This window comes from Serratia sp. YWN4 (assembly GCF_055790845.1).
Genome location: NZ_CM147696.1, coordinates 358,721 through 383,939 on the forward strand (window position 1 = coordinate 358,721; position 25,219 = coordinate 383,939).

The window sequence follows — 25,219 nt, forward strand, 5'->3', positions numbered from 1 at the left end:
ATTCTCTCCGCAGAGTCAGGCAATCAGGCTGAGGGCTTTGTCCAGCACCTTATCACCACGCATAGTGCCGTAATCCATCATGTCGATGACGGCCACCGGCAGGCCGTGGGGTTCAGCGAGTTTGGTGAAGCGCGCCAGTTCGTATTTCACCTGCGGCCCCAGCAGCACAACGTTGGCGGTTAGCAGTTCGGCTGCAAAATCGGCAGCAGGTATTGCGACGATCTCCACGTTCAGTTCACGTTTCTGCGCTTCGGTCTGCATGCGTTTGACCAGCATGCTGGTGGACATTCCTGCGGCACAACACAGCACAATCTTTATCATTCTTGCTCCCCCGTTATTATTGTGGCTTTAAGCGCAAATGAGAGCGCTCTCATTTGCGCAGCCTAGCGAGATTGCAGAATCAAACCGGGAGTTAGGTCGCAAAAAATGAGGAGGAGAGAAAACGGATGAATAATGCGTGATCGGCTTGGCAAAAATGAGTACGGCGATCATACTGTCGGCAAGAAAAAATTAGTACCTGTAAGAAATATCCGGCAATTACTTAAATATTGGTAAATGGCTGGCGCTATCAGGGGTAGCTCTTTAGAATCAAAGCGCTTTTCCGTTGTTTGTCTCTCAGAGAAAGGACCCGTTCATGTTCAAACGTACTTTAGTGACCTTTGTTGCGCTGTGTTCCCTGACCGCAATGGCCCCCGCCGCACTGGCCGCCGGTGAAACTCACGTCATGCTGACTACCTCAGCAGGGAATATCGAATTAGCGCTCGACAGCCAGAAGGCTCCAGTTTCCACCAAGAACTTCATTGACTACGTGAACAGAGGTTATTACAACAACACCGTTTTCCACCGCGTGATCCCTGGCTTTATGGTTCAGGGCGGCGGTTTCACGGCGGACATGCAGCAGAAGGCCACCGGTGCTGCGATCAAAAACGAAGCTGACAACGGCTTGCGCAACCTGCGTGGCACTATTTCTATGGCGCGCACTGCCGATAAAGACAGCGCGACCAGCCAGTTCTTCCTCAACGTGGCGGATAATGCGTTCCTCGATCACGGCCAGCGTGACTTTGGTTATGCGGTATTCGGTAAAGTGGTGAAGGGGATGGACGTAGTGGATAAGATTTCCCAGGTGCCAACCAGCAACGTTGGGCCATATCAGAACGTGCCAAGCAAACCGATCGTGATCCTGTCGGCCAAAGTGCTGCAATAAACCGGCCTGCTCTTTATTGCTTGAAGCTGTAGCGCTGTTGGCTGCCACTCCGAGCGTGTGGGATATGTGCCGGCCTCTGCTTGGGGGCTGGCGCGCTTTCTTCCTGCCGAAGCTTTGCCTGCATCACTGTTTTATACCCACTGGCATGTTTTAATCAGCGCCCATAACCAGACCCTTTTGTTTGCCTTTGTTGTTATGATGAGCTGCTGTTTATGTACGAATTTAACCAGGTTTTGCTGCTGTTACAGCAGATGTGTGTTTATCTTGTTATCGCCTATTTATTAAGCAAAACGCCGCTGTTTATTCCGCTGACGCAGGTGACCATTCGCCTGCCACACAAGTTACTGTGCTACGTCATTTTCTCCGTATTCTGCATCATGGGTACTTATTTCGGCCTGCATATTCAGGATTCGATTGCCAATACCCGTGCGATCGGTGCCGTGCTGGGCGGATTGCTCGGGGGGCCTTCGGTTGGCTTTCTGGTCGGTTTGACCGGCGGTTTGCACCGCTACACGCTGGGGGGCATGACCGATGTGGCCTGCGCGGTGTCGACGGTGGCTGAAGGGCTGGTGGGCGGTATCGTACACAGTATCGCCATGCGGCGTGGGCGCATCGATCTGCTGTTCAACCCGCTATTTGTGGCGGGGATTACCTTGGTCACGGAAGTGCTGCAAATGGCCATCATCCTGGCGATCGCCCGGCCGTTCCCAGAGGCGCTGCGGCTGGTGGAATATATCGCCTTACCGATGCTGATCGCCAATACGCTCGGTGCGGCGATGTTTATGCAGATCCTGCTGGATCGGCGGGCGATGTTTGAGAAATACACCAGCGCATTCTCCTCCAAAGCGTTGAAGATTGCCGAGCGCACCGAAGGCATCCTGCGGCAGGGGTTCGATCAGGAAAACAGCATGAAGGTGGCGCGCGTCATTTATCAGGAGTTGGGTATTGGCGCAGTGGCGATCACCGATCGCGACAAACTGCTGGCCTTTATCGGCATTGGCGACGATCACCACTTGCCGGGTACGCCGATCTCTTCGGTGCATTCCCATCGCGCCATCGATCATAACGAGGTGGTGTATGCCGATGGTAACGAGCTTTCTTACTGCTGTTCGATCAACGCCAGTTGCAAGCTGGGTTCGACGCTGGTGATCCCGCTGCGCGGTGAAAATCATCGGGTGATCGGCACTATCAAACTGTACGAACCGAAAACCAAACTGTTCAGCACCATCAATCGCACGCTGGGGGAAGGGATCGCCAGCCTGCTGTCGGCACAAATCATGGCCGGGCAATATGAGCGGCACAAACAGCTGTTGGCACAGTCGGAAATCAAGCTGCTGCACGCGCAGGTGAACCCGCACTTCCTGTTTAATGCGCTGAATACGCTGGTGGCGGTGATCCGCCGCGACGGCGAACGGGCCTGCGAACTGGTGCAGTACCTTTCCACCTTTTTCCGCAAAAACCTCAAGCGCTCTGATGACGAAGTGAGCCTGGCAGATGAAATTGAGCATGTGAATGCCTATTTGCAGATAGAACAAGCACGCTTTGCCGATCGGCTGGAAATCGCCGTGTCGCTACCGGAAGAGCTATTGGCAGTGAGATTGCCCGCCTTTTCGCTGCAACCGATCGTGGAAAATGCCATCAAGCATGGCACTTCGCACCTGCTGGGGATTGGCCGGATCGATATCGGCGCGCGGCGGGAAGGGGACAATCTGCTGTTGCAGGTTACCGATAATGCCGGGTTGTTCCGCCAACAGGTGGGTGGCAGCGGGCTGGGAATGAATCTGGTGGATAGGCGCATTCGCGTGCGCTACGGTGAAGGTTATGGGGTGCAAGTGGCCTGCGAACCGGAAGCGTTTACCTGCATTACCCTGAGCGTGCCGTTGGCGAGGGCTGCATAATGTTAACCATATTGATTGTTGACGATGAGCCGTCCGCCCGCGATAACCTGCGCCATCTGTTGGAAGAGGAAGAGGGCGTCACCATTATCGGCGAATGCGCCAATGCGATTGAAGCCATCAGCCAGATCCACCGCCTGCAACCGGACGTGGTGTTTTTGGATATCCAGATGCCGCGCATCAGCGGGCTGGAAATGGTGGGGATGCTCGATCCCAACCGTATGCCGTATATCGTGTTTCTGACCGCGTATGACGAATACGCGGTGCAGGCCTTTGAGGAACACGCTTTCGATTATCTGCTGAAGCCGACCGACGCGAAACGGCTGAACAAGACGTTGCAGCGTCTGCATCAGCGTCGAACCCCGCAGAATGTTGCTGCGCTGGAAGAGAGCGCGGGCTATCTGAAATATATTCCCTGTACCGGCCATAGCCGTATTTATCTACTGCGTTTTGATGAGGTGATCGCGATCCGTTCGCGTTCCACCGGGGTGTATGTGGTGCGCAATGATGGGATGGAGTGCTTCACCGAATTGACGCTGCGCACGCTGGAAAGCCGCACGCCGCTGGTGCGCTGTCATCGGCAGTATCTGGTCAATTTCGAACAGGTCAGGGAGATCCGTTTTGAAGAAAGCGGCGCGGCGGAGATGATTATGCCGGTAGGCGATCCAGTGCCGGTCAGCCGCCGCTACCTGAAATCGCTGAAGGAAGAGTTGGGGCTGCGCGGTTAACGCGCCTTGACGGTATTTCGTCATGCTTATAGCTTTAATAGCATCAACGGGTGTTTTTGCGCCGCATAAGATCAAAGGAAAAGCACATGAGCGAAGCACGGATTATTGCCAAAGCAATGCACGATGGTAAGCCAGGACAGGAACTGGTGATTTTACCCGCCTTGGCCAACCGCCACGGCTTGATCACCGGGGCGACCGGAACCGGTAAAACGGTGACGCTACAAAAGATGGCGGAGCAGTTTTCGCGCATCGGTATTCCGGTGTTTCTGGCCGATGTTAAGGGGGATCTGTCAGGCATTGCGGCTGAAGGTGTGCCTTCCGAAAAACTCCAGGCGCGCTTGGCGGCCATTGGCGTTACCGACTGGCAACCGCAGGCCTGCCCGATGATCCCGTGGGATATTTTTGGCGAAAAGGGCCACCCGATCCGTGCCACCATTTCCGATCTTGGCCCGCTGCTGCTTGGCCGCCTGCTGGATCTGAACGATGTGCAAAGCGGCGTGTTACAACTGGTATTTAAAATCGCCGACGACAATGCGCTACTGCTGCTGGATATGAAAGATTTGCGGGCGATGGTGCAGTTTGTGGGGGATAACGCCAAACAGTTCCAGACCCAGTATGGCAATATCTCTTCTGCCTCGGTTGGCGCGATCCAACGTGGTTTGCTGACTCTGGAAGAGCAGGGCGCCAATCAGTTTTTTGGTGAACCGATGTTGGATATCAACGATCTGATGAAAACCGACGGCGATGGGCGCGGCATCATCAACCTGCTGGCGGCGGATAAGTTGATTAACCAACCGAAACTCTATTCGGTGTTCCTGTTGTGGCTGCTGGCTGAACTGTTTGAGCATTTACCCGAAGTGGGCGACCCCGAACAGCCAAAACTGGTGTTTTTCTTCGACGAGGCCCACCTGCTGTTTAACGATGCCCCACCGGCTCTGCTGACCAAAATCGAGCAGGTGGTGCGGCTGATCCGCTCGAAAGGGGTGGGGATCTACTTTGTTACCCAGAACCCGCTGGATATCCCAGACAGCGTGCTGGGCCAGCTAGGTAACCGCGTTCAGCACGCGTTGCGAGCCTTTACACCGCGCGATCAGAAAGCGGTGAAGGCAGCAGCACAAACTATGCGTGCCAATCCGGCTTTTGATGCAGAAACGGCGATTACCGAATTAGGCGTGGGGGAGGCGTTGGTGTCCTTCCTGGATGAGAAAGGGCGGCCGAATGTGGTGGAGCGTGCGATGGTGATCGCGCCTGAATCGAAAATGGGCATGCTGGGGGCCGAAGGGCTGAACAGCGCCATCAATAAGTCGCCGCTCTACGGGCGCTACGAAGATGGGGTGGATCGTGAATCTGCCTATGAGAAGCTTTCTGCCGGAGGTTTTGCCACCATGGGCAAACCGCAGCCGGGCCAGCCTGAGCAACAATCTGCCGCCGGGCAGGAGAGCGGTGGCGGGTTGATGGGCGGCTTGAATGACATCCTGTTTGGCTCCACTGGCCCGCGCGGGGGTAAACGCGATGGTATCGTCCAGACTGCCGCCAAAAGCATGGCGCGCGATCTGGGCCGCCAGATCCTGCGTGGCGTCTTGGGTTCGATTATGGGTGGCCGCAAAAAGTAGACCCTGCATTAATATTAACTGGCAGCCTTTATTAAGGCTGCCAGTTAGGTTTCTTGGTGTTTTCGTATTATTTAAGCGATTTTTATGAGTTTTAAGTTCGTTAAATCAATATATTAAGCCCATGCTTCTGTACTACAGTAAGCAACTTTAGTGACAATCCACTCGGGCGTTTTACACCGCTTTCCCATTTCTGCACCGTTGAAACACTGGTATTTAGATAGCGGGCGAAAACCGGCTGGCTGACATTCAACTTCTCACGTAGTGCCTTAATTTCAATTGGTTGCAGCTCATTAACGCTACTGATGCAGGCTTGATCGAAGCTACGCATTGTTTCCTGCGGGATGGCATCAACGCTGAATAATCCGGAAGCCGCGCTATGGATGGCTTCAAATGCAGGACTTTTGAATTTATTTTTTGTGGTCATGGCAAATCTCCACCAGTTCTTTACTCTTAATTAATGCCGTAATCTTTTCATCTGCAAGAGCAGCGTAGTGCTTTGCCAATTCGCGAAATGCGGCCAGTTCGCGATCGTCAATGTTCGCCATATCCTGTTTGGCATACAGGAATGTGTAAAACCAATGTATACCACCTTTGGCTAATATTACGGCTCTATCACGGTTCTCACTCAGGCGTTTTTTGTATACCCCGCCCCCTAGGTCGTCGGCCTTTCCTTCTAACAATGCATCAATTGCCTGACATAATTCCCTATCTTTGATGCCATGAGATTTGGCCGTTTTGGCAAACCATTTGGTTTTAAATACGCGCATCAGGCTGACATCCTGTTACCTTAACTATAGCACTTAGTGCTAGCTTACTCCCTTTTTTAGCCGATTCAAAGTGCGTCAAGTCTGTAAGACGGGCCTGCTTTTTAAGCAACTATCGTTAGATAGTTCGAGCGCAGCTATGGGCGTGGCAAAGAAGGTTCGCTAAACTCCGCTAAGGCCTGAGTTATAGGTTCAAGCGTTATATTTGATACGGTTTTTTTAATCACTAAGTTAATTTAAACATGCTGCTGCTGATCGATAACTACGACTCTTTTACCTATAACCTTTATCAGTACTTCTGCGAACTGGGTGCAGAAGTGCTGGTAAAGCGCAATGATGAGCTGCAACTGGCCGATATTGAGCGGCTGGCTCCGCAGCGTTTAGTGATCTCCCCTGGCCCCTGCACGCCGAACGAGGCGGGTATTTCGCTGGCGGCGATCCGTCATTTTGCTGGCAAACTGCCGATCCTCGGAGTTTGCCTTGGGCATCAGGCGATTGGTCAGGCATTGGGTGCCGATGTGGTTCGTGCCCGTGAGGTGATGCACGGCAAAACCTCCGCCATTCGCCATAATCATCAGGGCGTATTTAGCGGCCTGAATAACCCGCTAACCGTCACTCGTTACCATTCGTTAGTGCTGGACGCCGCGACCTTGCCAAACTGTTTTGAGGTGACCGCCTGGAGCGAACGCAACGGTGAGCGGGATGAGATTATGGGCATTCGCCACCGGACGCTGGCGCTGGAAGGGGTACAATTCCACCCAGAAAGCATCCTGAGCGAACAAGGTCATCAACTGCTGGATAATTTCCTTAAAAGTTAGCAGGTTAGGATTTTTTTGCTGCTATTGGTGATTTTGGTTTGCCCTTGATTGGTTTTTTATGCATATTTTGTGATTATATTTTCAATTGTTTGCAACAATAACACTGAGCCAATTTCAGGATGGAGCCCATAATGAGCGAAAAAATCGCAGTCGACCGCAGCACCTTTGATCAGGTTATCCTACCTATTTATGCACCGGCTCAATTCGTGCCGGTGAAGGGCAAGGGCAGCCGGGTATGGGATCAGCAGGGAAAAGAATATATCGACTTCTCTGGCGGCATTGCCGTAACCGCGCTGGGGCACTGCCATCCTGCGTTGGTCGCCGCGTTGAAACAGCAGGGTGAAACCCTGTGGCATACCAGCAACGTCTTTACCAATGAGCCTGCGCTGCGCCTGGCAACCAAGCTGATCAACGCCACGTTTGCCGACCGCGTGTTCTTTGCCAACTCGGGGGCGGAGGCTAACGAAGCCGCATTCAAGCTGGCGCGTCATTATGCCATCAGCCGCCACAGCCCTTACAAAACCAAGATTATTGCGTTCAATAACGCCTTCCATGGCCGCACGCTGTTCACGGTTTCCGTTGGCGGTCAGGCTAAGTATTCCGACGGTTTCGGGCCGAAACCGGCTGATATTGTACATGTGCCGTTCAACGATCTGGCGGCGGTGAAAGCGGTGATGGACGATCACACCTGCGCCGTGGTGATGGAGCCGATCCAAGGCGAGGGCGGGATTACTTCAGCGGATGCGGCTTTCCTGCAAGGGGTGCGTGAACTGTGCGACAAACATCAGGCGCTACTGGTGTTTGATGAGGTGCAAAGCGGTATGGGCCGCACTGGTAAGCTGTTTACCTATATGCACTACGGTATTACGCCGGACATCCTCACCACCGCTAAAGCGCTGGGCGGCGGCTTCCCGGTGAGCGCGATGCTGACCACGGAAGAGATCGCTTCGGTGATGCATGTGGGCACTCACGGCACCACCTATGGTGGCAACCCGCTGGCCTGCGCGGTGGCAGAAGCGGCGCTGGACGTGATCAATACGCCGGAAGTATTGAGCGGTATTGAGCTGCGTCATGATTTATATGTGAAGGCATTGCAGAAAATCGGTGAGAAATACTGCGTTTTCAGCGACATTCGCGGCATGGGCCTGCTGATCGGCGCGGAGTTGACGCCGGAATATCACGGCAAGGCGCGGGACTTCCTGACCGCTGCGGCGGCTCGGGGTTTGATGATCCTCAACGCCGGGCCAAACGTGATTCGCTTTGCGCCTTCGCTGGTGGTGGAACTGAAAGATATCGATGAAGGTATGGCGCGCTTCGAACTGGCAGTGCAGGATGTGATTAACGCTTAAGCCATTTGCAGGGGTGTTGGCCCCTGCAACATCAGCTTTCCCGCAGTTTCCGTTTCAGCCAGATACCGTGATGTGGGCGCTGGCGCCAGGCCAGCGACGAAATGGTGTGCATCACGCTCAGGTGCGAAAGAATACGCAGCAGGTGGCGTTCCATCTCGCTTGGCGGTCGATCGTTATGCAGCGTTGGGGGCTGCATAACGATCTTGCTGGTGCTTGGGCCATCATACTCCAGCCTTTGTTGGCAGCTTTGCAGGGCAATTTCGCAACTTTGCAGATACTCTTTCGCCATCTCTGGCGTCAAGGTGTCGTGCTCGCGCGCCAGAATGGTCAGCGCATTCAGGTGTTCAACAATAAACTGGCTGTGCGTGATCCATAAGCGCATATCCGCCAGATAATCCGACTCAAACCCTGGTTCCTGCATCGCCTGATTGAGCGAGGTGAACAGCGCATTGTGCGCCTGATTGACCTGCATCCGCGCGTAGGCCAGCGTAGCAGGATCCGCCTCCTGTTCTTGCAGCAGCAGGCGTAATGCCGTTTGATCCTGCTCCAGCGCCTGATGGGCGTTCTTACGCAGCAGACCGCTCTGCCATTGCGGCCACAGCCAGATACTCCCGCCAAACACCAGCACGCAGCCAATCAGCGTATCGAGCAGGCGCGGTACCAGAAAATGGGTGCCGTTAAGCGCCAACAATTGCAGGGTATACACCGCGGTGACGGTAAACCCCATCACCGCCAGCCCATAGTTTTTGCGTAATATCAGGTAGGCAGCCAGCGTGATCGCCAGCATGATGCTCAGCGTCAGGTGCTCCGGCAGTTGCAGTTGTAAGAGCCCGGCGGCGATCGCTAACCCGGCCAGCGTGCCGAGGGCACGATGTTGGATCCTGACGCGCGTGGCGTTATAGCCGTTCTGGCTGACCAGCATAATGGTTAGCAGGATCCAATAGGGCTTCGGCAGGTTGAAAATCATACCCAGGCTGCTGCCCACCGCCAGTATGATGCCCAGCCGGGCGGCATTGCGCAGGGCGTTGGACTTCAACGACAGATAGCTCACCACCGCGGGCCAGAACGGTAATCGCGCCTGGTTGGCCATCAGATCGCGCTGATACAGTGGACGCTGGCTGCGTAACAGGCGGGCGATGCGGCTGAAGTGGTAAAAACAGAACTGTCCCACCGGGTTTTCGGCATGCTGCGTGGCCACCTTTTCCAGCGCCGCCAGCTCATTCTTCATACTGAAACGCGCTGAACGCCGGTGATAGAGAATATCGTTGGCCACGATGCGCAAACGCCCGGCAATTACCTGAGCGTTGCGGCGGATAATCGCTTCGGCCTGGCTCTGTTCCACCAGTTTTTGCACTTCTTCTGGCTGATGCAGGCTGACGGTAATGTGTTCTTGCAGATCGAGTGCCACCTGAAAAGTGCGTTGCAGGCGTTTTTGCTCCTGATTATTGGCATGGGGCAGAAAGTTCAACTGCTGATATAACAGGCTGATCAGATCCATCACTTTTTGCTGGCGTTGCAGCAGCGGCGGCAGTGCAGTTTCTGGATCGATGTGCTGGGTCAGCAGCGAATATTTGGCTTCGAAATAGTCTGCCAACTGGATATAGAGCTGGCTCAGGGATTCGCGCATCGGTTGCTCTTTCCACAGTTTGAACCAGAACCAGGTGAACAGCCCGTACCAGGCGGTGCCGACCAGATACAGCAGCGGCGCATGCCAGATCGGCACGTGTCCGGCCATGCTGAGAGAAAAGATGGCGGCGACCAGCGCGGCGGGCAGCAGACGTGCGTGCAGCGGGCTGATTTCACCGCTGACGCCCAGCAACAGCGCCATTGCCAGCATCAGTAAGGGTAACGGGATATGCCACAGCAGCGCCTGTTGCAGCAGCAAACTGCTGAGAGCAAACAGGGAGCCGCCAACGGCCAGACGTTTGAAAAAGCGTTTGTGCGGCGTATCCAACCCGGCGATGTTGCAGCAGGCAGGTACCAGAGAGAACAGCAGGCCGAGTTGCAGGTTGCCCATCAGCAGGAAGAAAACCACCGGCAGGCACAGCACCAGCGTTTGCCGCAGTGCATAGTTGACTTCCGGGTGGTAGATCAGGCGCCGCCACATGATGAATGGGGGGAGTTAAAAAAAACGGCGTATCGCTACGCCGTTTCTTCAATAATTAACGCGTGCCGTAAACGACAATAGTTTTGCCGTGGGCAGAAATCAGGTTTTGATCTTCAAGCATTTTCAGAATACGACCGACGGTTTCACGTGAGCAACCGACGATTTGACCAATTTCCTGGCGGGTAATCTTGATTTGCATGCCATCCGGGTGAGTCATGGCGTCGGGTTGTTTCGCCAGGTTCAGCAGGGTTTGTGCAATGCGGCCGGTAACGTCAAGGAAGGCGAGGTTACCCACTTTCTCTGAGGTGATTTGCAGGCGGTTTGCCATCTGCGCAGACAGGCGCATCAGGATATCCGGATTAACCTGAATCAACTGGCGGAATTTCTTATAGGAAATTTCAGCCACTTCACAGGCTGTTTTCGCTCTAACCCAGGCACTGCGCTCCTGGCCTTCTTCAAATAATCCAAGCTCGCCGATGAAATCCCCCTGGTTAAGGTAGGACAGAATCATCTCTTTGCCTTCTTCATCCTTGATCAGCACCGCCACGGAGCCTTTCACGATGTAGTAGAGCGTTTCGGCCTTTTCACCTTGGTGAATCAGCGTACTCTTTGATGGATATTTGTGGATATGGCAATGAGACAGGAACCATTCAAGAGTCGGGTCTGTTTGCGGTTTGCCGAGAACCATTCGCTGTTATCCTCTGTTGTTATCGCTGCCTTGTATCACAGGGGTCAGAGTTCCCTGTAAAACGTGCTTATAGCCCGGTGTTTTATAGAGTGGCTATCAACAGGTTTTGAGGCATGTTATAGAAATACGCTTGTGCCTTAGCATATTAACTTGCGCCAAGTGCTGCAAGCTACATTCTGTTAACATACCAATATAGGGTCCTTTCCTCGGACATTTCCCTGAAATCGGTGACCTGGAAAGAGTTCTTGCGGCTCTGTTTGTAGCACAGAGTGAAGCGGGTGTCTTGTGTTGTCTCGCTTCAGCATGATTAGCATCAGGTTCCGTTGCCAGTTTCTATGCGAAAGCGTACCCTGATTTTGAGAAATTAACGGGAGTGTACAAAATGCAGGCAAGAGTTAAGTGGGTAGAAGGACTGACATTCTTGGGTGAGTCTGCGTCCGGCCATCAGGTATTAATGGACGGTAACGCGGGCGATAAAGCGCCAAGCCCGATGGAAATGGTCTTGATGTCGGTTGGCGGCTGTAGCGCCATTGATGTCGTCGCCATCCTGCAAAAAGGCCGTAACGATGTTCGTGACTGTGAGGTAAAACTGACCTCGGAGCGCCGTGAAGAAGCACCGCGTCTGTTTACCCATATCAACCTGCATTTTATCGTCACCGGCAAAGGGCTGACCGACAAGATTGTTGAGCGTGCGGTTAACCTCTCTGCCGAGAAGTATTGCTCGGTCTCGCTGATGCTGAGCAAGGCCGCCAGCGTGACCCACAGCTTTGAAATCTGCGACGTTGCCTGAAGCTACCAGAGGTAACTGTGGCAGTGGTTGCTCAATAAATGCAAAAATCGCCGCGCCGTGATGGTTAGCGGCGATTTTTGTGAGTACAGCACGCAGTACTGCGCCTGCGGCAGGCTGTCGATCGGCAACGTCACCAGTTTTTGCTGCAAATGGAAAGGCGTGTTCATCGCCCGCGCGACAATGGTCAGATAGTCTGCCTCCAACACCATATTCAATCCGCATACCGCCGAATCCGAACGAATGGGCCTATTGGTCAATTGCTGATAAAAGCTGCCGAGTACCGATTGCAGCTGTTGATAATAACCCATGTCGGTTTCTGGCAGCAGCCATTTGGCTCCGTACAGTTCATCCAGTGATGTCGCCTGTGCCAGAGGATGCCCGCGGCGCGCAATAATGCAAAACGGGGCTGTGAACAGTGGGGTGCAGATTAAATGTTGCAGCGGCATGTCTGGGGTCACCGTGCCGATGGCAAAATCCAGTTGGCCTGTGTGCAAGGCTGGCAACAGAGTGGAGAGCTGTGCTTCACGGATCAGCAGATTGGCCTGCGGGGCGGAAGCCTTGAAGAGATCGACCAGTTCTGGGAGTACCGTCACGGCCAGTAGCGAGGAGCAGCCTATCGCCACGCTGCCCTGCGAATGCTGGTGCAACTGTTGGATCTCCTCGGTGGCGCGCTGTAATTCCTCAATCACTAATTGCATTCGTACAGCAAAAGTGTGGCCGGTTTCGGTCAACGTCATCCCCTTGCTGCTGCGCACGATCAACTGGGTTTTCAGCGTCTGTTCCAGTTCTTGGATAGAGCGGCTGACCGCCGGTTGAGACTGTGCCAAGGCGCGCGCAGCGCCACGAATACTGCCGCAGCGTATCACTTGCTGAAAGGCTTTTAGCTGCTGCAACTTTGGTAATTGGCGCATTTGTGCCTCTCCTTAATCGCTTAAAACGATAATTTCACCTTGCCCGCAGAAGGAATATCGGCGATGAGAAATCATTCATTAATGATTTTTTGTCGTTTGTGAGGGAGTGGCTGGTGCAGGATGACAGAGGGTTAAGCGCGGTGATTGGCCGCGCCCAAAAGAGTTATTCGATTTTTTTGCCTTCGAGCAGCCGTTGCACCAACGGTGCCATGATCAGCTCCATCGCCAGCCCCATTTTGCCGCCCGGCACCACCAGCGTATTGATGTGCGAGATAAAAGAGCCTTGCAGCATGGCCAGCAGATAAGGGTAATCAATCTGATCCAGACCGCGGAAGTGGATCACCACAAAGCTTTCATCCAGCGAGGGGATGGCTTTGGCGGCAAATGGATTGGATGTATCGACCGTCGGTACCCGCTGGAAGTTGATATGGGTGCGCGAGAACTGTGGTGTGATGTAGCTGATGTAATCCTCCATTGAACGCACGACGGAATCCATCACCGCTTCGCGGGAATGGCCACGCTCGCCGGTATCGCGGACCAATTTCTGGATCCACTCCAGGTTGACGATCGGCACCACACCCACCAGCAGATCGACATGCTTGGCCACGTCGACCTTATCGGCGACTACGCCGCCGTGCAGCCCTTCGTAGAACAACACATCGGTAGGGGCTGGCAGCGGCTCCCACGGCGTGAAGGTGCCTGGCACCTGATCGTAGGGTACGGCTTCATCGTAGGTGTGCAGATATTTGCGCGAACGACCGGTGCCATTTTCGCCGTACTGGATAAAGCTTTGTTCCAGCAGGCCGAAGTTATTGGCTTCTGGGCCAAAATAGCTGATATGGCGGCCAAGATCGCGCGCCTTACGGATGGCCGCATCCATTTCCGGCCGGGTGTAGTTATGAAAACTGTCCCCTTCCAACTGGGCGGCGCGAATATTCAACTGCTGGAAAATCTTGCGAAACGCCAGGCTGGTGGTAGTGGTACCGGCACCGCTGGAGCCGGTCACCGCAATGACGGGATGTTTGGCAGACATAAGTGGAAAACTCCATTAAGTGTGCGAGGGTAGAAGGCTTCGATTCGTCCTCGACGAAATATACCTCTATTTCTTGACGTTGCAGATACCCAGTTTGCCATTAAGTCTAATTTCAAATGGAGAGGCGCAGGAATTTGCGGCCCCCGGCGATACCCGTAACCACCGCCATCGCACCAAGCAGCAGTGAGAGGTTAGAAAATGTTGCATCATATCCGAATGCGGAAATCAACGGAGTGCTGCACAAAGGGGAAAGGAACTGACCAAGAAATATTGATGTGGTCAAGATTCCCCCAGCGAAGCCCCTGCGCCGTTCTGGCACCAGGCTGAGCGCAATGGCGACGAAATTCGGCGAAACCGTGGCATAACCTGCACCGATTGCCGCTGCGCCAGCAAAGATGATCCAGGGATTTCTCCCCGTGCCGATGAGCGTAAACCCAAGGGCCATCATGGCATAACCCAAGGTGTAATTGCCAAAAAAGCCGATCGCACGTTTCATCCGGGCATAGAGCAAGGCTGTACAGCCACCCGTTAGCGTTAATACGCCCAGAGCCGAACCGGTCATCACGGCGCTGTTGCCACCTTGTGCATTGAAGAAAAAGGGCAACTGCGTCGGCATAACGAAGAAGATCATGTTTGTCATCATTTGCAAGCACGCTAAAGCTACAGTGAGGAGTTTCCATGCGGGAGCTCCGTTATCCCCGGATATTTTGGCACGTGGGGCGGGTTTGGCTGGCTCGGTAATGGCCACCCACATCAGTGGCAGGAAAAGGGCCGGCAGGCCATAGATCGCGAAGGGGAGCCGGGGTGAGATGGCTGCCACGTATCCCGCCAGAGAGATAAACAGAAAACCGCCGAAATTTCGTGCCGATACCTGTAGCCCCACAAAATCGCTGCGTTGGTCGCCGGTGAAGTAGTCACCGATCAGGGCCGTTCCCGCTGTCATGATGATCGCCACGGCAACACCCAGCGCCAGGCGGCTGGCAAAAATTGCAGGCAGGCTGGGAAGATAGAGACCGGCACTGCCTGTGATGATGAACAGGATCACGCCGACCAGCAGCATCCAGCGTCGCCCAAAACGGTCAGAGAAAATACCCGCAAGCGGAGCGCAGAGAACCACGCTTAAGGAAGGGGCTGGCACTAGCAGGCGCGTCAGTATGCCCGCGTTTGGGGTGTCGGAAAAGGCGGCCTCAAGCCCCGCCAGCGCGGGGCTGATCGTTGCATTCGCCATCACGGTCAAACTCGCCGCCATCAAAAGAGCGATGGCTCTTGGATCTCGCCAGACGGCTGTTTTGAGATGGGCCGGATCTTGTTTCATGCTCTGTATTCCTATTGCAAGAGTTTGTGTGTTGATGCATCTTACAAACTCAAGTCAACTTGAGGTCAAGCATGAAAATTCTGGATATCGGCGAGGTAGTGCAACAATCCGGCGTATCGCCTTCGACATTGCGCTATTACGAAGAAATAGGATTGATCGCATCCGTTGGGCGGCATGGGTTGCGGCGGCAGTTTGAGGCGGACGTTCTGCTGCGGCTCTCATTGGTGGCGCTCGGTAAGTCCGCAGGTTTCTCACTGGTTGAGATTTCTGGCATGTTTGGCAAAGACGGCCTGCCGGAACTACCGCGCGCCAGCCTGCATCTCAAAGCAGACGAGTTAGAACGCCAGATCGACAATCTCACGGTCTTGAAAAACGCTCTGCGTCATGTTGCCGACTGCCCGGCACCGTCACATCTTGAATGTCCGAAGTTCCGACGTTTACTCTTGACGGCAATCCGTCGCCAAAAGAGCAAAGCAAAGTAGGCGATCGCTTAGAGATTGTCGCCGTGACCCGCTGCCTTTCAAGATAGCGAAGAACCGTGTCGGCAGAATGGCGACTACATCTCTTCCTGCCCCGCGCGGATCTGCCCGCGCGGCATGATATTGATGGTTTCGTGCAGCTCCGACCACACCAGCACGATCTCACCGCTTTTCAACTGGCGGCGCACGTCATCCACCTTCTGTTCCAGCGATCGTTCGTGCTCGCCGTAGTCGGTGCCTTCGCGCAGCACGAAGGATTCGATCAGGCTGCTCAGGGTTGCTGGTTCCAGTTCTTGCCAAGGGATAATCACGTTGTTGATTCCAGAAAAGGGGAAAGCCAGGCAGGAATACGATATTCCAGCCACATTTGCGGTTTGTTCAAAGTGCCGCCGACAAAGCCGACGTGGCCGCCACACTCAGTCAGTTGATATTCGATATTGGCGGGTAGCTGGGTGAGATCGGGGATCACTTCGTCGGTCATGAACGGATCGTCCTTGGCGTGGATGATCAGCAGGGGTGTGGTGATCTGCGGCAGCAGGGGCAGGGCGCTGCAACGGCGATAATAATCGATCGCGCCGTCGAAGCCGTGCAAGCGCGAGGTAATCACCTCGTCAAACTCACGGATGCGGCGCAGGTTGTTCAACTGCGGCAGATTCAGCGGCAAGGTACCGGGGTAATACAGCAGCTTGCGCATGGCGTTCTGCTTCAACTGGCCCAGCAAATAGTGTTGATAAACGCGCGAAAAACCTTGTTCCATGCGCAGGGAACAGGGCTCCAGCATCAGCGGGGCCGATACCACTACCGCCGCTTGCAGCAGACTGTCATTGCCTTGCTGCGCCAGATAGTACGCCAGCATATTACCGCCAAGAGAAATACCCACCGCCGCCGTGGGCACTTCGCCAAAGCTGCTACGCAGCCAGCGCAGAAAGAAGCGGGCATCTTCGGTTTCGCCGGAATGATAGATGCGGTGCTTGCGGTTGGGCACGCCGCTGCAACCACGAAAATGCATCACCACGCCCAGCCAGCCTTTCTCGCGCCAGGCGTTGAGCAGGCCGTGTGCGTACGGGCTGTAGAAATTCCCCTCCAATCCGTGGAACAGCACCACGCGCGGTTTTTCGCGGGCGAGCTGCGGATCTTCGCTCCAGGCGAGATCGACAAAATCGCCGTCGGGCAACTCCAGCCGTTGCCAGTGGGGCTTTAGCAACACATGGCGACGTACCAGCCGTGGCAGCAGGGTTTGCAGATGTGGATTACTGGCCCCGGTCAAAGGGCGAAAGGATTCATGCATAGTTGAATAAAAATCTTGTTGGCGGCTATTGTGTGATCAATACCGCACTGTTAGCTTCAATGTCATGTATTAACAATAATACTGCAAAAAATCATTTGGGTGAGGAGCACCCGCTTCATGGAACTGAGTTTATTTCTTTCGATGTTAGGCTTCCTGTGGGTTGCCGCAATTACACCTGGCCCAAACAACATGCTGCTCACCACTTCCGGGGCCAATTTCGGCTTTATGCGTTCGTTGTGGCTGATGATCGGCATCATGCTTGGCATGCAAAGTATCATGCTGTTAGTGGCGTTTGGCGTGGGTGGTCTGATCCTGATTTATCCTTCGTTGCACCTGATTTTGAAGATCCTCGGTAGCCTGTATCTGCTGTGGCTGGCGTGGAAAGTCGCCACCGCCGCTTATGAAAAACTGGAAACCGATGTGGCACCGCCCAAGCCGATTCGTTTGTATCAGGGCTGGCTGTTGCAGTTCCTCAACCCGAAAGCCTGGTTGATGGGCTTGGGAGCGGTGGCGAGCTTCAGCCTGGAAGGGGAAAAATACAATCATTCCATCTTGGCGATCGCTTTTGGTCTGTTTGTGGTGAATATGATTGCCGGGGTGATTTGGCTGGGTTTCGGTACGGTGATTGGCCGCCTGCTGCGCAGTAAGAAGGCCTGGATTATTTTTAACGTTTCCATGGGGTTGTTAACCGCAGCCTGTGTGTTACTGATCTGGCACTGAGGAAGAGGGATGAGCGAAAATTATTTCCATGTTGATGCGTTTATCGGCGCAGGCCTGCGCGGCAACCCGGCAGGCGTTTGCCTGCTGAAACACCCGCTAGAAACCGCACAGATGCAGGCCATTGCCAATGAGCTGTACCTGCCGGAAACCAGCTTTGTTTGGGAAGATGGCGATATGCATGGGATCCGCTGGTTCACCCCCACGCGAGAGGTGGATCTGTGCGGGCATGCCACGTTGGCAACGGCGCATGTGCTGTTAAGCGTGGTGAATCCGGCATTGCGTGATATTCGCTTTCGCTCTGCCAGCGGCGAACTGCATGTCACAAGGGATGCTGAGGATCACGAACGTTTGATTCTGAATTTCCCATCCCGGTCGCCGCAGAAGGTGGCTGAACCTGCGCAACTGGCAGCGTTGCTGGGCGCTCAACCGCTGGAAGTGTGGCAGGCCACCGCGCTGTTGGTGGTGCTGGAGAATGAATCACAGGTGCGGGCGTTACAGCCGGATATTCCGGCGCTGATCGCTCAGCTTGGCCGTGGCGTGATTGTCACTGCGCCGGGCGATGAGGTGGATTTTGTCTCGCGCTATTTCTCGCTGGATCGCAGCGAAGACCCGGTCACCGGCTCCGCCCATTGCACGCTGATGCCTTACTGGACCGCGCGTCTTGGCCGCCATGTGCTACACGCCAAACAGATCTCATCGCGCGGCGGCGAGCTGTTCTGCGAGTTGAAAGAGGAACGTACAATGCTGGGTGGCTATGCGCGTATTTTCCTGCGGGGAGAAATCAGCCTCTGATGGTGTTATAGCCCGCATTTATATTCCCATAAGAAATAAAGAATATTTTTTTATTCCTTTGTTGCTTGTTACTGCTCGGATAAAACTGTCAGCCACTGAACAGCAGTTTATCAACGGAGCGGAAATATGGCGGGCAAACTCTTTTCATTACGCAGCGTGGCGCTGCTGGTTTTATCGCTTGGTGCGGCCAGTGCTCAAGCGGTGGATGTGACCGTGGCATACCAGACTTCCGCCGAACCGGCCAAAGTGGCGCAGGCGGAAAACAGTTTCGCCAAGCAGTCTGGTGCGACCGTTGATTGGCGCAAGTTTGACAGCGGCTCCGGCGTGCTGCGTGCGTTGGCCTCCGGCGACGTGCAGATCGGCAATATCGGCTCCAGCCCATTGGCGGTTGCCGCCAGCCAGAAACTCCCGATTGAAGTATTCCTGATCGCCTCGCAACTCGGTAGCTCCGAAGCCTTGGTGGTGAAAAAGGAGATCAAATCCCCCCAGGATCTGATCGGCAAACGCATCGCAGTACCCTTCATTTCCACCACCCATTACAGCCTGTTGGCTTCCTTGAAACATTGGGGTATCAAACCGGAACAGGTGCAGATCCTTAACCTGCAACCCCCGGCGATTGCTGCCGCCTGGCAACGCGGTGATATCGATGGTGCTTACGTTTGGGCACCGGTGGTGAATGAACTCGCCAAGCAGGGCAAAGTGCTGGCTGATTCTGAGCAGGTGGGTGAATGGGGCGCGCCGACGCTGGATGTGTGGGTAGTGCGCAAAGATTTCGCCAAACAACATCCAGAAGTTGTCACCGCCTTTGCCGCCAGTGCGCTCAAGGCGCAAAAAGCCTATCTGGCACAACCGGAACAGTGGCTACAGGATAAACATCATCTCAGTACGTTGGCTCGCTTGAGCGGAGTAGCGGAGGATCAGGTGCCGATACTGGTGAAAGGTAACCGCTATCTGCCGGTTGCGGATCAAATTACTCAGCTTGGGCAACCGGTGAATAAAGCCATTCGCGATACCGCCGAGTTTCTTAAGCTGCAAGGCAAAATCCCGCAGGTTGACAGCGATTACAGCGCTTACGTGACCGATCGCTTTGTTAAACAACTACAGGCTGCGCCGCAGTCGTAAGGGGCCCAGATGCTAAACGTCAGCCACCTTTCAGCCGAGTACCAAGGGCGGCCAGCGCTGCATGATGTCTCGTTCCAGATTGCTGCCGGGCAACTGGTGGTGGTTCTTGGGCCTTCGGGCTGCGGCAAAACCACGTTGTTGAATCTTTTGGCCGGGTTTATCGCGCCTTCCGCAGGCAGCATTACGCTGGATGGCGTTCCGGTGCAGGGGCCAGGGGCTGAGCGCGGCGTGGTGTTCCAGCATGAGGGATTACTGCCGTGGTGCAACGTGGTGGATAACGTGGCATTCGGCCTGCAACTGGCCGGGGTGGGCAAAGCGGAGCGCCATCAGGTTGCGCAGCAGATGCTGCAACGCGTTGGGCTGGCGGGTTACGGACAACATTTTATCTGGCAGCTGTCCGGCGGTATGCGCCAGCGCGTGGGCATTGCGCGTGCGCTGGCGGCCGATCCGCGCCTGCTGTTGCTGGACGAACCCTTCGGCGCGCTGGATGCTTTCACTCGCGAACAGATGCAGGAACTGTTGCTGACGATCTGGCGCGATACTGGCAAACAGGTGTTGCTGATTACGCATGATATTGAAGAGGCAGTGTTTCTCGCCAGCGAACTCTTGCTGCTTTCACCGGGACCGGGGCAGGTGATGGAGCGGTTGACGCTGAACTTTGGTCAACGTTATGCCGCCGGTGAAGCGTGCCGTGCGATCAAATCCGACCCTGAATTTATCGCCCAACGTGAATATGTGCTGGGCAAAGTCTTCCAGCAACGTGAGGCATTGCTATGAGCCTGCATTCAACCCTGAAAACCACGGTAAAACCGTTAATTTTGCGGCGATTTTACCTTAACTGGCCAGGTAATCTTTGGCTGAGTGTTGCTACATTGCTGGGGATCCTGCTGTTGTGGTGGGCAGTTACCGCTTTGCAGCTTATCAGCCCGTTGTTCCTGCCTGCACCGCAGCAGGTATTACATCAGCTGATGATCATCGCCAGCCCGCAGGGCTTTATGGGTGCCACCTTATGGCAGCATTTGGCGGCCAGCCTGGGGCGCATTCTGGTGGCGCTGCTGGCGGCGGTGATGATCGGTATTCCGGTTGGTATCGCGATGGGGCTGAACGAGAAGGTGCGTGCCATCCTCGATCCGTTGATTGAGATTTATCGCCCGGTGCCGCCGTTGGCCTATTTGCCATTGATGGTGATCTGGTTCGGCATCGGTGAAACTTCAAAAATCCTGCTGATTTATTTGGCTATTTTTGCCCCGGTGGCGCTTTCCGCCGTGGCGGGGGTGCGCAGCGTAGAACAGGTACGCATTCGCGCCGCGCAGGCGCTGGGGGCCAGCCATTGGCAGGTGCTGCGCTTTGTGGTGCTGCCAAGTGCGCTGCCAGAAATTCTCACCGGTATCCGCATTGGGCTGGGTGTTGGCTGGTCAACGCTGGTGGCTGCTGAGTTGATTGCCGCCACGCGCGGCTTAGGATTTATGGTGCAATCCGCCGGTGAGTTTCTGGCGACCGACGTGGTGGTCGCCGGTATCAGCGTGATTGCGATAATCGCATTTGGTCTGGAGTTAGGGCTACGCGCGTTGCAGCGCCGCTTAACTCCGTGGTATGGAGTACAACAATGAACGAACGTCTGGCGATCACCCCTTTGGGGCCGTATATCGGCGCGTTGGTGGAAAACGTTAACCTGGCGCGGCCGTTGGGCGATGGCCAGTTTGAGCAGCTTTACCATGCGTTATTGAAGCATCAGGTGTTGTTCTTGCGTAACCAGCCGATTACGCCGTTACAACAGCGCGGGCTGGCCGCTCGCTTTGGCGATCTGCATATTCACCCGGTTTATCCGCATGCTGTCGATGTAGAAGAAATTATCGTGCTGGATACTCATGACGATAATCCCCCTGACAACGATAACTGGCATACCGATGTGACCTTTATTGCCAACCCGCCGCTGGGGGCGATTTTAGCCGCTAAACAATTACCGACGACCGGTGGTGATACCCTGTGGGCCAGCGGTATTGCCGCTTATGAGGCGCTGTCCGAGCCGGTTAAGCAGTTGCTGGCCGGTTTGCAGGCGGAACATGATTTCACCAAGTCATTCCCGGAGTACAAGCATCGTGGTAGCGAAGAAGAGCATCAACGCTGGCAGTTGGCGGTGCAGAATAACCCGCCGCTGCGGCACCCGGTGATCCGCACCCATCCGGTCACGGATAAGCAGGCGTTGTTCGTCAATGAAGGGTTCACTACGCGCATTGTCGGTTTGGCCGCAAAAGAGAGTGACGCGTTATTGAATTTCCTGTTTGCACATATCACCAAGCCGGAATTCCAGGTGCGCTGGCGCTGGCAGGCCAATGACATTGCGATTTGGGATAACCGCGTGACGCAGCATTACGCCAACGCGGATTATCTGCCGCAGCGGCGCATTATGCACCGTGCGACCATCTTGGGGGATAAGCCGTTTTATCGGGCTTGAGGATAACGGTACAGGCGCACTTTGCGTGCGCCTGTTGCCGCTCGGTGGGTCAATGATATGAATACATTAGTTGCAGCTTGATTTACCCGTTTTATGGTTGATCGCCCCTTTTTCTATCAACAGGTTTGCTACATCGGTAAAGCCGTGTTCGCAGGCACCGCTGAGAGGGCTGGCGTTAATTTTAGGATTCTCGTTTACCGCGACGACATTTAAATCAGGGCTAAATTGCAGAATGTATTTGACGGTGTCGAGTCTCCCATCCACAGCGGCGACCATAAATAATGTTTCACCGTCTTGCTCTTTAGCATCCCAGTTTACTTCGTTCTTTAAACGCTCATGCAGATATTTAACTACCTCTACATTGTTACCCATAACGGCAGATTTAACCGTATTGTAAACATCGGCTCTATCGGTGGCGCGAATATCAGCCCCTTGTTCCGTCAGATATTGAACGATATCGAAATAACCGATGAACGCGGCCCAGCCTAATGCGGTTTGCCCCAAGGAGGCTTCATCTTTGGCTTCAAGATTTTGCCCCGCAGCGACCATCTTTTTAACCGTGGCTAAATGGCCTTGTTTAACCGCATCGAACCAGGCAGCATCTGGACCTACAGAGGCTTTCTCATAGAAAATACGGTGCGACAGTAATGTAGGGTTGGCAATCTGTTGCATTTCTGCGTAACTAAATCTGAATTTTGATAAATCAACATTTCCCTTATTTTCTTGGGCGTATAAATTAAAAGAGCTTGAGGCGACAATGGCAGCAAGAAATATTACTTTCGTTAATTGCATTATTTTATTTACCTGGAGGTGAGTGAAAATGTGTTTTTAGACTATTTTCAATGAGAACACCAGCCATAAGATTGAGCATGATATTCAAAAAAATTGAGTATCAAAAAATATATATTAAATAATATGAATTGCATCAAAACCAGTACATAGGCGAGTTGAAGTCTGATGTGGGTATATTGCGAGAGAGATTTAAGCGTATTTTCCGGGTTATTTGGCCTACTCAACTTTAAATAACCCGTTCACCCTGCTCTGCAAGGTGAACTCCCGCGTTCTGTGGCATTTTATTTCATAAAGGGATGACTAACTCTCTGATTCAAATAGCTGAGTCAGACTCTCTAGCTGTTCTTGTGCGTCCAGCCAGGTCATTTCGGTCTCTTCCAACGCGGATTTAGCCTGGCTCTGCTTTTGCAGGCATTCGGTTAGATCGGCTTTACGGCTGATGTCATACAGCGCCGAGTCTGCCAGTTGTTCTTCCACCGCCGCCAATTCGGCGCCCAATTTTTCCATTTGCTGTTCCAGCTTGGCGATCTGCTTGCGCAGCGGCTGGGTTTGCGTGCGGAATTCGGCTTCACGGCGCTTTTGGTCTTTACGCGCCTGCGCGCTGTTGCCGTTATCTTGTTTAGGCGCGGCATCCTGCTGGGCCTGCTGCTTTTGCAAATCACTCAGCCACTGCTGGTAATCGTCCAAATCCCCGGCGAATTGCTCCACCTGGCCATCGTGTACCAGATACAGATCGTCCGTGGTGGAGCGCAGCAGGTGGCGATCGTGCGAAACCACCACCAGTGCGCCTTCGAAATCGATCAGCGCTTCGGTCAGCGCCTGACGCATATCCAGATCCAGGTGGTTGGTCGGTTCATCGAGCAGCAGCAGGTTAGGGCGCTGCCAGACGATCAGCGCCAGTACCAGCCGCGCCTTTTCGCCACCGGAAAAACGCTCGGTCACTTCGGTGACTTTGTCGCCCTGGAAGCCGAAGCCGCCGAGGTAATCACGCAACTGCTGTTCTAACACCCGTGGCGCAATGCGGCTCAGATGTTGCAGCGGCGATTCATCGGCACGCAGGAATTCCAACTGATGCTGGGCGAAATACCCGAGCTTGATGCCTTTTGCCAAGCCAATCTCACCGCTCAGCGGGTCGAGCGTACCGGCCAGCAGCTTGATCAGCGTCGATTTACCGGCGCCGTTACGCCCCAGCAGGCCGATGCGTGAGCCAGGCACCAGATTGAGTTTGATCGATTGCAGGATCACTTTATCGCCATAACCGGCGCTGACTTTTTCCATCCGCAGCAACGGGTTCGGCAGGCTTTCGGGCTGGCGGAAGCTGAAGCTGAACGGGTTATCGACGTGCGCCGGGGCGATCAGCTCCATGCGTTCCAGCATTTTGATGCGGCTTTGCGCCTGTTTGGCTTTGGTGGCCTGGGCGCGGAAGCGATCGATGTAGCTTTGCAGATGTGCCACTTTTTCCTGCTGGCTCTGATAAAGCGACTGCTGTTGGGCCAGTTTGGTGACGCGCTGGCGCTCGAACGAGGAGTAGTTACCGGTGTATTCGTTGATGGTCTGATTTTCGATATGCAGGATTTTATCGACGATCGGATCGAGGAAGTCGCGATCGTGCGAAATCAGCACCAAGGTGCCTGAATAGCTTTTCAGCCAGCGCTCCAGCCAGATCACCGCGTCTAAATCCAGGTGGTTGGTCGGTTCGTCGAGCAGCAGCAGATCGGAGCGGCAAACCAACGCCTGCGCCAGATTAAGGCGCATACGCCAGCCGCCCGAAAAGGCGCGTACCGGGCTTTGCAACTGTTCGTTGGAGAAGCCCAAACCGTGCAGCAGGCTGGCGGCGCGGGAACGGATGGTCCAGGCATCAATGGCATCAAGTTTGCCGTGCAGCGTGGCAATGGCATGGCCGTCATTGACATCGTTTGCCAGCTGTAATTCGGCTTCGAGCTGACGAAACTCCCGATCACCATCGATCACATACTCAATGGCGGGAACATCCAGCGCGGGCGTTTCCTGATTCACCCAGGCCAGCGCCCAGTTGCCAGGGAAGGTGTAGCTGCCGCCGTCTGCGGCGATTTCGCCTTTCAGCATGGCCAGCAGCGTGGATTTTCCACAGCCATTTTTACCCACCAAGCCGACTTTCTGACCGGGATTAACCGTCGCCGTGGCGTTGTCCAACAGGACGCGAGTGCCGCGTCGGATTTGTAGCGAGGAGAAAACAATCATAAAGCGCCGTATGTTCAGAGTATGTTAAATTGGGATGATTGTAAGTTAACAGGACGCTTGCTGTCCTATTATTAGCCTTTTTGGTCTTTGCGCTGCATGGTAACGGAAATCCGCTACCCTGACGACGCTTTGGAGG

At 54.4% G+C, this 25,219-nt stretch carries 26 protein-coding genes; 14 read left to right on the plus strand and 12 right to left on the minus strand.

Annotation, left to right across the window (positions count from 1 at the left end):
* Nucleotides 1-15 precede the first annotated feature (15 nt).
* Nucleotides 16-321: a PTS sugar transporter subunit IIB gene (locus ACX9GT_RS01620; RefSeq protein ID WP_473189542.1), complete on the minus strand. Its 306-nt coding sequence runs from the start codon at nt 319-321 to the stop codon at nt 16-18.
* A gap of 313 nt (nt 322-634) precedes the next feature.
* Here ACX9GT_RS01620 and ppiA point away from each other — a divergent pair, with 313 nt between their 5' ends.
* The 4 genes from ppiA (at nt 635) to ACX9GT_RS01640 (ending at nt 5,440) form a co-directional block, all read left to right on the plus strand.
* Complete coding sequence (ppiA, locus tag ACX9GT_RS01625) at nt 635-1,204, plus strand: peptidylprolyl isomerase A (RefSeq protein WP_473189543.1); 570 nt, start codon at nt 635-637, stop codon at nt 1,202-1,204.
* A gap of 212 nt (nt 1,205-1,416) precedes the next feature.
* Complete coding sequence (locus ACX9GT_RS01630; RefSeq protein WP_473189544.1) at nt 1,417-3,102, plus strand: LytS/YhcK type 5TM receptor domain-containing protein; 1,686 nt, start codon at nt 1,417-1,419, stop codon at nt 3,100-3,102.
* Nucleotides 3,102-3,827, plus strand: a complete 726-nt coding sequence (btsR, locus tag ACX9GT_RS01635) for a two-component system response regulator BtsR (RefSeq protein ID WP_473189545.1) — start codon at nt 3,102-3,104, stop codon at nt 3,825-3,827. The genes ACX9GT_RS01630 and btsR overlap by 1 nt, the downstream gene beginning before the upstream one ends.
* An 86-nt stretch (nt 3,828-3,913) precedes the next feature.
* Nucleotides 3,914-5,440: a helicase HerA-like C-terminal domain-containing protein gene (locus ACX9GT_RS01640; RefSeq protein ID WP_473189546.1), complete on the plus strand. Its 1,527-nt coding sequence runs from the start codon at nt 3,914-3,916 to the stop codon at nt 5,438-5,440.
* A 100-nt stretch (nt 5,441-5,540) separates the two neighbouring features.
* Here ACX9GT_RS01640 and ACX9GT_RS01645 read toward each other — a convergent pair whose 3' ends face one another.
* Together ACX9GT_RS01645 and ACX9GT_RS01650 are read right to left on the minus strand one after the other, a co-directional pair.
* Entirely contained in the window at nt 5,541-5,864 is a 324-nt protein-coding gene (locus ACX9GT_RS01645; RefSeq protein ID WP_473189547.1) for a helix-turn-helix domain-containing protein, read from the minus strand.
* Complete coding sequence (locus tag ACX9GT_RS01650) at nt 5,848-6,207, minus strand: type II toxin-antitoxin system RelE/ParE family toxin (RefSeq protein ID WP_473189548.1); 360 nt, start codon at nt 6,205-6,207, stop codon at nt 5,848-5,850. Before ACX9GT_RS01650 ends, ACX9GT_RS01645 begins: the two co-directional genes overlap by 17 nt.
* A 239-nt stretch (nt 6,208-6,446) precedes the next feature.
* On the opposite strand from ACX9GT_RS01650, the gene ACX9GT_RS01655 reads away from it, so the two are divergent.
* Both ACX9GT_RS01655 and argD read left to right on the plus strand, forming a co-directional pair.
* A complete protein-coding gene (locus tag ACX9GT_RS01655) occupies nt 6,447-7,022 on the plus strand; it encodes an aminodeoxychorismate synthase component II (protein ID WP_473189549.1) in 576 nt (191 codons plus the stop codon).
* A 131-nt stretch (nt 7,023-7,153) separates the two neighbouring features.
* On the plus strand, nt 7,154-8,371 hold the full coding sequence (gene argD, locus ACX9GT_RS01660) for a bifunctional acetylornithine/succinyldiaminopimelate transaminase (RefSeq protein ID WP_473189550.1): 1,218 nt from the start codon (nt 7,154-7,156) through the stop codon (nt 8,369-8,371).
* 31 nt (nt 8,372-8,402) lie between these two features.
* Here argD and ACX9GT_RS01665 read toward each other — a convergent pair whose 3' ends face one another.
* Together ACX9GT_RS01665 and crp are read right to left on the minus strand one after the other, a co-directional pair.
* Nucleotides 8,403-10,478: a YccS/YhfK family putative transporter gene (locus ACX9GT_RS01665; protein ID WP_473189551.1), complete on the minus strand. Its 2,076-nt coding sequence runs from the start codon at nt 10,476-10,478 to the stop codon at nt 8,403-8,405.
* A gap of 55 nt (nt 10,479-10,533) precedes the next feature.
* Complete coding sequence (gene crp / locus ACX9GT_RS01670; RefSeq protein ID WP_004718520.1) at nt 10,534-11,166, minus strand: cAMP-activated global transcriptional regulator CRP; 633 nt, start codon at nt 11,164-11,166, stop codon at nt 10,534-10,536.
* Between the two features lie 382 nt (nt 11,167-11,548).
* Between crp and ACX9GT_RS01675 the strand changes: the two genes are divergently transcribed.
* Nucleotides 11,549-11,956, plus strand: coding sequence for an OsmC family protein (locus ACX9GT_RS01675; RefSeq protein WP_473189552.1), 408 nt, complete (start codon nt 11,549-11,551; stop codon nt 11,954-11,956).
* A gap of 2 nt (nt 11,957-11,958) precedes the next feature.
* On the opposite strand, the gene ACX9GT_RS01680 is transcribed toward ACX9GT_RS01675, so the two are convergent.
* The 3 genes from ACX9GT_RS01680 to ACX9GT_RS01690 form a co-directional block, all read right to left on the minus strand.
* Entirely contained in the window at nt 11,959-12,867 is a 909-nt protein-coding gene (locus ACX9GT_RS01680) for a LysR substrate-binding domain-containing protein (RefSeq protein ID WP_473189553.1), read from the minus strand.
* Nucleotides 12,868-13,030: 163 nt separating this feature from the next.
* Nucleotides 13,031-13,900 (minus strand): phosphoribulokinase, encoded by an 870-nt coding sequence (locus ACX9GT_RS01685; protein WP_473189554.1) that lies wholly within the window; start codon nt 13,898-13,900, stop codon nt 13,031-13,033.
* Between the two features lie 112 nt (nt 13,901-14,012).
* Complete coding sequence (locus ACX9GT_RS01690) at nt 14,013-15,215, minus strand: MFS transporter (RefSeq protein ID WP_473189555.1); 1,203 nt, start codon at nt 15,213-15,215, stop codon at nt 14,013-14,015.
* A gap of 71 nt (nt 15,216-15,286) precedes the next feature.
* Here ACX9GT_RS01690 and ACX9GT_RS01695 point away from each other — a divergent pair, with 71 nt between their 5' ends.
* Nucleotides 15,287-15,697: a helix-turn-helix domain-containing protein gene (locus tag ACX9GT_RS01695; RefSeq protein WP_473189556.1), complete on the plus strand. Its 411-nt coding sequence runs from the start codon at nt 15,287-15,289 to the stop codon at nt 15,695-15,697.
* Nucleotides 15,698-15,771: 74 nt separating this feature from the next.
* Here ACX9GT_RS01695 and ACX9GT_RS01700 read toward each other — a convergent pair whose 3' ends face one another.
* A complete protein-coding gene (locus ACX9GT_RS01700; protein WP_473189557.1) occupies nt 15,772-16,005 on the minus strand; it encodes a YheU family protein in 234 nt (77 codons plus the stop codon).
* Nucleotides 16,002-16,982, minus strand: a complete 981-nt coding sequence (locus tag ACX9GT_RS01705; RefSeq protein ID WP_473189558.1) for a hydrolase — start codon at nt 16,980-16,982, stop codon at nt 16,002-16,004. Before ACX9GT_RS01705 ends, ACX9GT_RS01700 begins: the two co-directional genes overlap by 4 nt.
* 117 nt (nt 16,983-17,099) lie before the next feature.
* Between ACX9GT_RS01705 and ACX9GT_RS01710 the strand changes: the two genes are divergently transcribed.
* The 6 genes from ACX9GT_RS01710 to tauD all read left to right on the plus strand — a co-directional run bounded on the left by ACX9GT_RS01710 (nt 17,100) and on the right by tauD (nt 22,071).
* Entirely contained in the window at nt 17,100-17,702 is a 603-nt protein-coding gene (locus tag ACX9GT_RS01710) for a LysE family translocator (RefSeq protein ID WP_473189559.1), read from the plus strand.
* Between the two features lie 9 nt (nt 17,703-17,711).
* Nucleotides 17,712-18,494 carry a PhzF family phenazine biosynthesis protein gene (locus tag ACX9GT_RS01715; protein WP_473189560.1) on the plus strand — a complete coding sequence of 261 codons (783 nt, stop codon included), beginning with the start codon at nt 17,712-17,714 and terminating at the stop codon, nt 18,492-18,494.
* A gap of 126 nt (nt 18,495-18,620) precedes the next feature.
* Nucleotides 18,621-19,616 (plus strand): taurine ABC transporter substrate-binding protein, encoded by a 996-nt coding sequence (gene tauA / locus ACX9GT_RS01720; protein ID WP_473189561.1) that lies wholly within the window; start codon nt 18,621-18,623, stop codon nt 19,614-19,616.
* Between the two features lie 9 nt (nt 19,617-19,625).
* Nucleotides 19,626-20,393 (plus strand): taurine ABC transporter ATP-binding subunit, encoded by a 768-nt coding sequence (gene tauB, locus ACX9GT_RS01725; protein ID WP_473189562.1) that lies wholly within the window; start codon nt 19,626-19,628, stop codon nt 20,391-20,393.
* Nucleotides 20,390-21,226 carry a taurine ABC transporter permease TauC gene (gene tauC, locus ACX9GT_RS01730; RefSeq protein WP_473189563.1) on the plus strand — a complete coding sequence of 279 codons (837 nt, stop codon included), beginning with the start codon at nt 20,390-20,392 and terminating at the stop codon, nt 21,224-21,226. Before tauB ends, tauC begins: the two co-directional genes overlap by 4 nt.
* Complete coding sequence (gene tauD, locus ACX9GT_RS01735) at nt 21,223-22,071, plus strand: taurine dioxygenase (protein WP_473189564.1); 849 nt, start codon at nt 21,223-21,225, stop codon at nt 22,069-22,071. Before tauC ends, tauD begins: the two co-directional genes overlap by 4 nt.
* A 66-nt stretch (nt 22,072-22,137) precedes the next feature.
* Here tauD and ACX9GT_RS01740 read toward each other — a convergent pair whose 3' ends face one another.
* Both ACX9GT_RS01740 and ACX9GT_RS01745 read right to left on the minus strand, forming a co-directional pair.
* Nucleotides 22,138-22,863 carry an ankyrin repeat domain-containing protein gene (locus tag ACX9GT_RS01740; protein WP_473189565.1) on the minus strand — a complete coding sequence of 242 codons (726 nt, stop codon included), beginning with the start codon at nt 22,861-22,863 and terminating at the stop codon, nt 22,138-22,140.
* Nucleotides 22,864-23,163: 300 nt separating this feature from the next.
* Entirely contained in the window at nt 23,164-25,083 is a 1,920-nt protein-coding gene (locus ACX9GT_RS01745) for an ABC transporter ATP-binding protein (RefSeq protein WP_473189566.1), read from the minus strand.
* Between the last annotated feature and the right edge of the window lie 136 nt (nt 25,084-25,219).

What these genes read in the sequence shown, in the direction of transcription:
- ACX9GT_RS01630 (WP_473189544.1), top strand. Translation starts at nt 1,417, where the DNA reads ATGTACGAATTTAACCAGGTTTTGCTGCTGTTACAGCAGATGTGTGTT.
- ACX9GT_RS01645 (WP_473189547.1), bottom strand. Translation starts at nt 5,864, where the DNA reads ATGACCACAAAAAATAAATTCAAAAGTCCTGCATTTGAAGCCATCCAT.
- ACX9GT_RS01680 (WP_473189553.1), bottom strand. Translation starts at nt 12,867, where the DNA reads ATGCGCCAATTACCAAAGTTGCAGCAGCTAAAAGCCTTTCAGCAAGTG.
- ACX9GT_RS01640 (WP_473189546.1), top strand. Translation starts at nt 3,914, where the DNA reads ATGAGCGAAGCACGGATTATTGCCAAAGCAATGCACGATGGTAAGCCA.
- ACX9GT_RS01620 (WP_473189542.1), bottom strand. Translation starts at nt 321, where the DNA reads ATGATAAAGATTGTGCTGTGTTGTGCCGCAGGAATGTCCACCAGCATG.
- tauD (WP_473189564.1), top strand. Translation starts at nt 21,223, where the DNA reads ATGAACGAACGTCTGGCGATCACCCCTTTGGGGCCGTATATCGGCGCG.
- ACX9GT_RS01710 (WP_473189559.1), top strand. Translation starts at nt 17,100, where the DNA reads ATGGAACTGAGTTTATTTCTTTCGATGTTAGGCTTCCTGTGGGTTGCC.
- ppiA (WP_473189543.1), top strand. Translation starts at nt 635, where the DNA reads ATGTTCAAACGTACTTTAGTGACCTTTGTTGCGCTGTGTTCCCTGACC.
- ACX9GT_RS01685 (WP_473189554.1), bottom strand. Translation starts at nt 13,900, where the DNA reads ATGTCTGCCAAACATCCCGTCATTGCGGTGACCGGCTCCAGCGGTGCC.
- btsR (WP_473189545.1), top strand. Translation starts at nt 3,102, where the DNA reads ATGTTAACCATATTGATTGTTGACGATGAGCCGTCCGCCCGCGATAAC.
- ACX9GT_RS01715 (WP_473189560.1), top strand. Translation starts at nt 17,712, where the DNA reads ATGAGCGAAAATTATTTCCATGTTGATGCGTTTATCGGCGCAGGCCTG.
- ACX9GT_RS01690 (WP_473189555.1), bottom strand. Translation starts at nt 15,215, where the DNA reads ATGAAACAAGATCCGGCCCATCTCAAAACAGCCGTCTGGCGAGATCCA.
- ACX9GT_RS01655 (WP_473189549.1), top strand. Translation starts at nt 6,447, where the DNA reads ATGCTGCTGCTGATCGATAACTACGACTCTTTTACCTATAACCTTTAT.
- ACX9GT_RS01665 (WP_473189551.1), bottom strand. Translation starts at nt 10,478, where the DNA reads ATGTGGCGGCGCCTGATCTACCACCCGGAAGTCAACTATGCACTGCGG.
- crp (WP_004718520.1), bottom strand. Translation starts at nt 11,166, where the DNA reads ATGGTTCTCGGCAAACCGCAAACAGACCCGACTCTTGAATGGTTCCTG.
- tauA (WP_473189561.1), top strand. Translation starts at nt 18,621, where the DNA reads ATGGCGGGCAAACTCTTTTCATTACGCAGCGTGGCGCTGCTGGTTTTA.
- tauB (WP_473189562.1), top strand. Translation starts at nt 19,626, where the DNA reads ATGCTAAACGTCAGCCACCTTTCAGCCGAGTACCAAGGGCGGCCAGCG.
- tauC (WP_473189563.1), top strand. Translation starts at nt 20,390, where the DNA reads ATGAGCCTGCATTCAACCCTGAAAACCACGGTAAAACCGTTAATTTTG.
- argD (WP_473189550.1), top strand. Translation starts at nt 7,154, where the DNA reads ATGAGCGAAAAAATCGCAGTCGACCGCAGCACCTTTGATCAGGTTATC.
- ACX9GT_RS01740 (WP_473189565.1), bottom strand. Translation starts at nt 22,863, where the DNA reads ATGCAATTAACGAAAGTAATATTTCTTGCTGCCATTGTCGCCTCAAGC.
- ACX9GT_RS01745 (WP_473189566.1), bottom strand. Translation starts at nt 25,083, where the DNA reads ATGATTGTTTTCTCCTCGCTACAAATCCGACGCGGCACTCGCGTCCTG.
- ACX9GT_RS01705 (WP_473189558.1), bottom strand. Translation starts at nt 16,982, where the DNA reads ATGCATGAATCCTTTCGCCCTTTGACCGGGGCCAGTAATCCACATCTG.
- ACX9GT_RS01695 (WP_473189556.1), top strand. Translation starts at nt 15,287, where the DNA reads ATGAAAATTCTGGATATCGGCGAGGTAGTGCAACAATCCGGCGTATCG.
- ACX9GT_RS01650 (WP_473189548.1), bottom strand. Translation starts at nt 6,207, where the DNA reads ATGCGCGTATTTAAAACCAAATGGTTTGCCAAAACGGCCAAATCTCAT.
- ACX9GT_RS01675 (WP_473189552.1), top strand. Translation starts at nt 11,549, where the DNA reads ATGCAGGCAAGAGTTAAGTGGGTAGAAGGACTGACATTCTTGGGTGAG.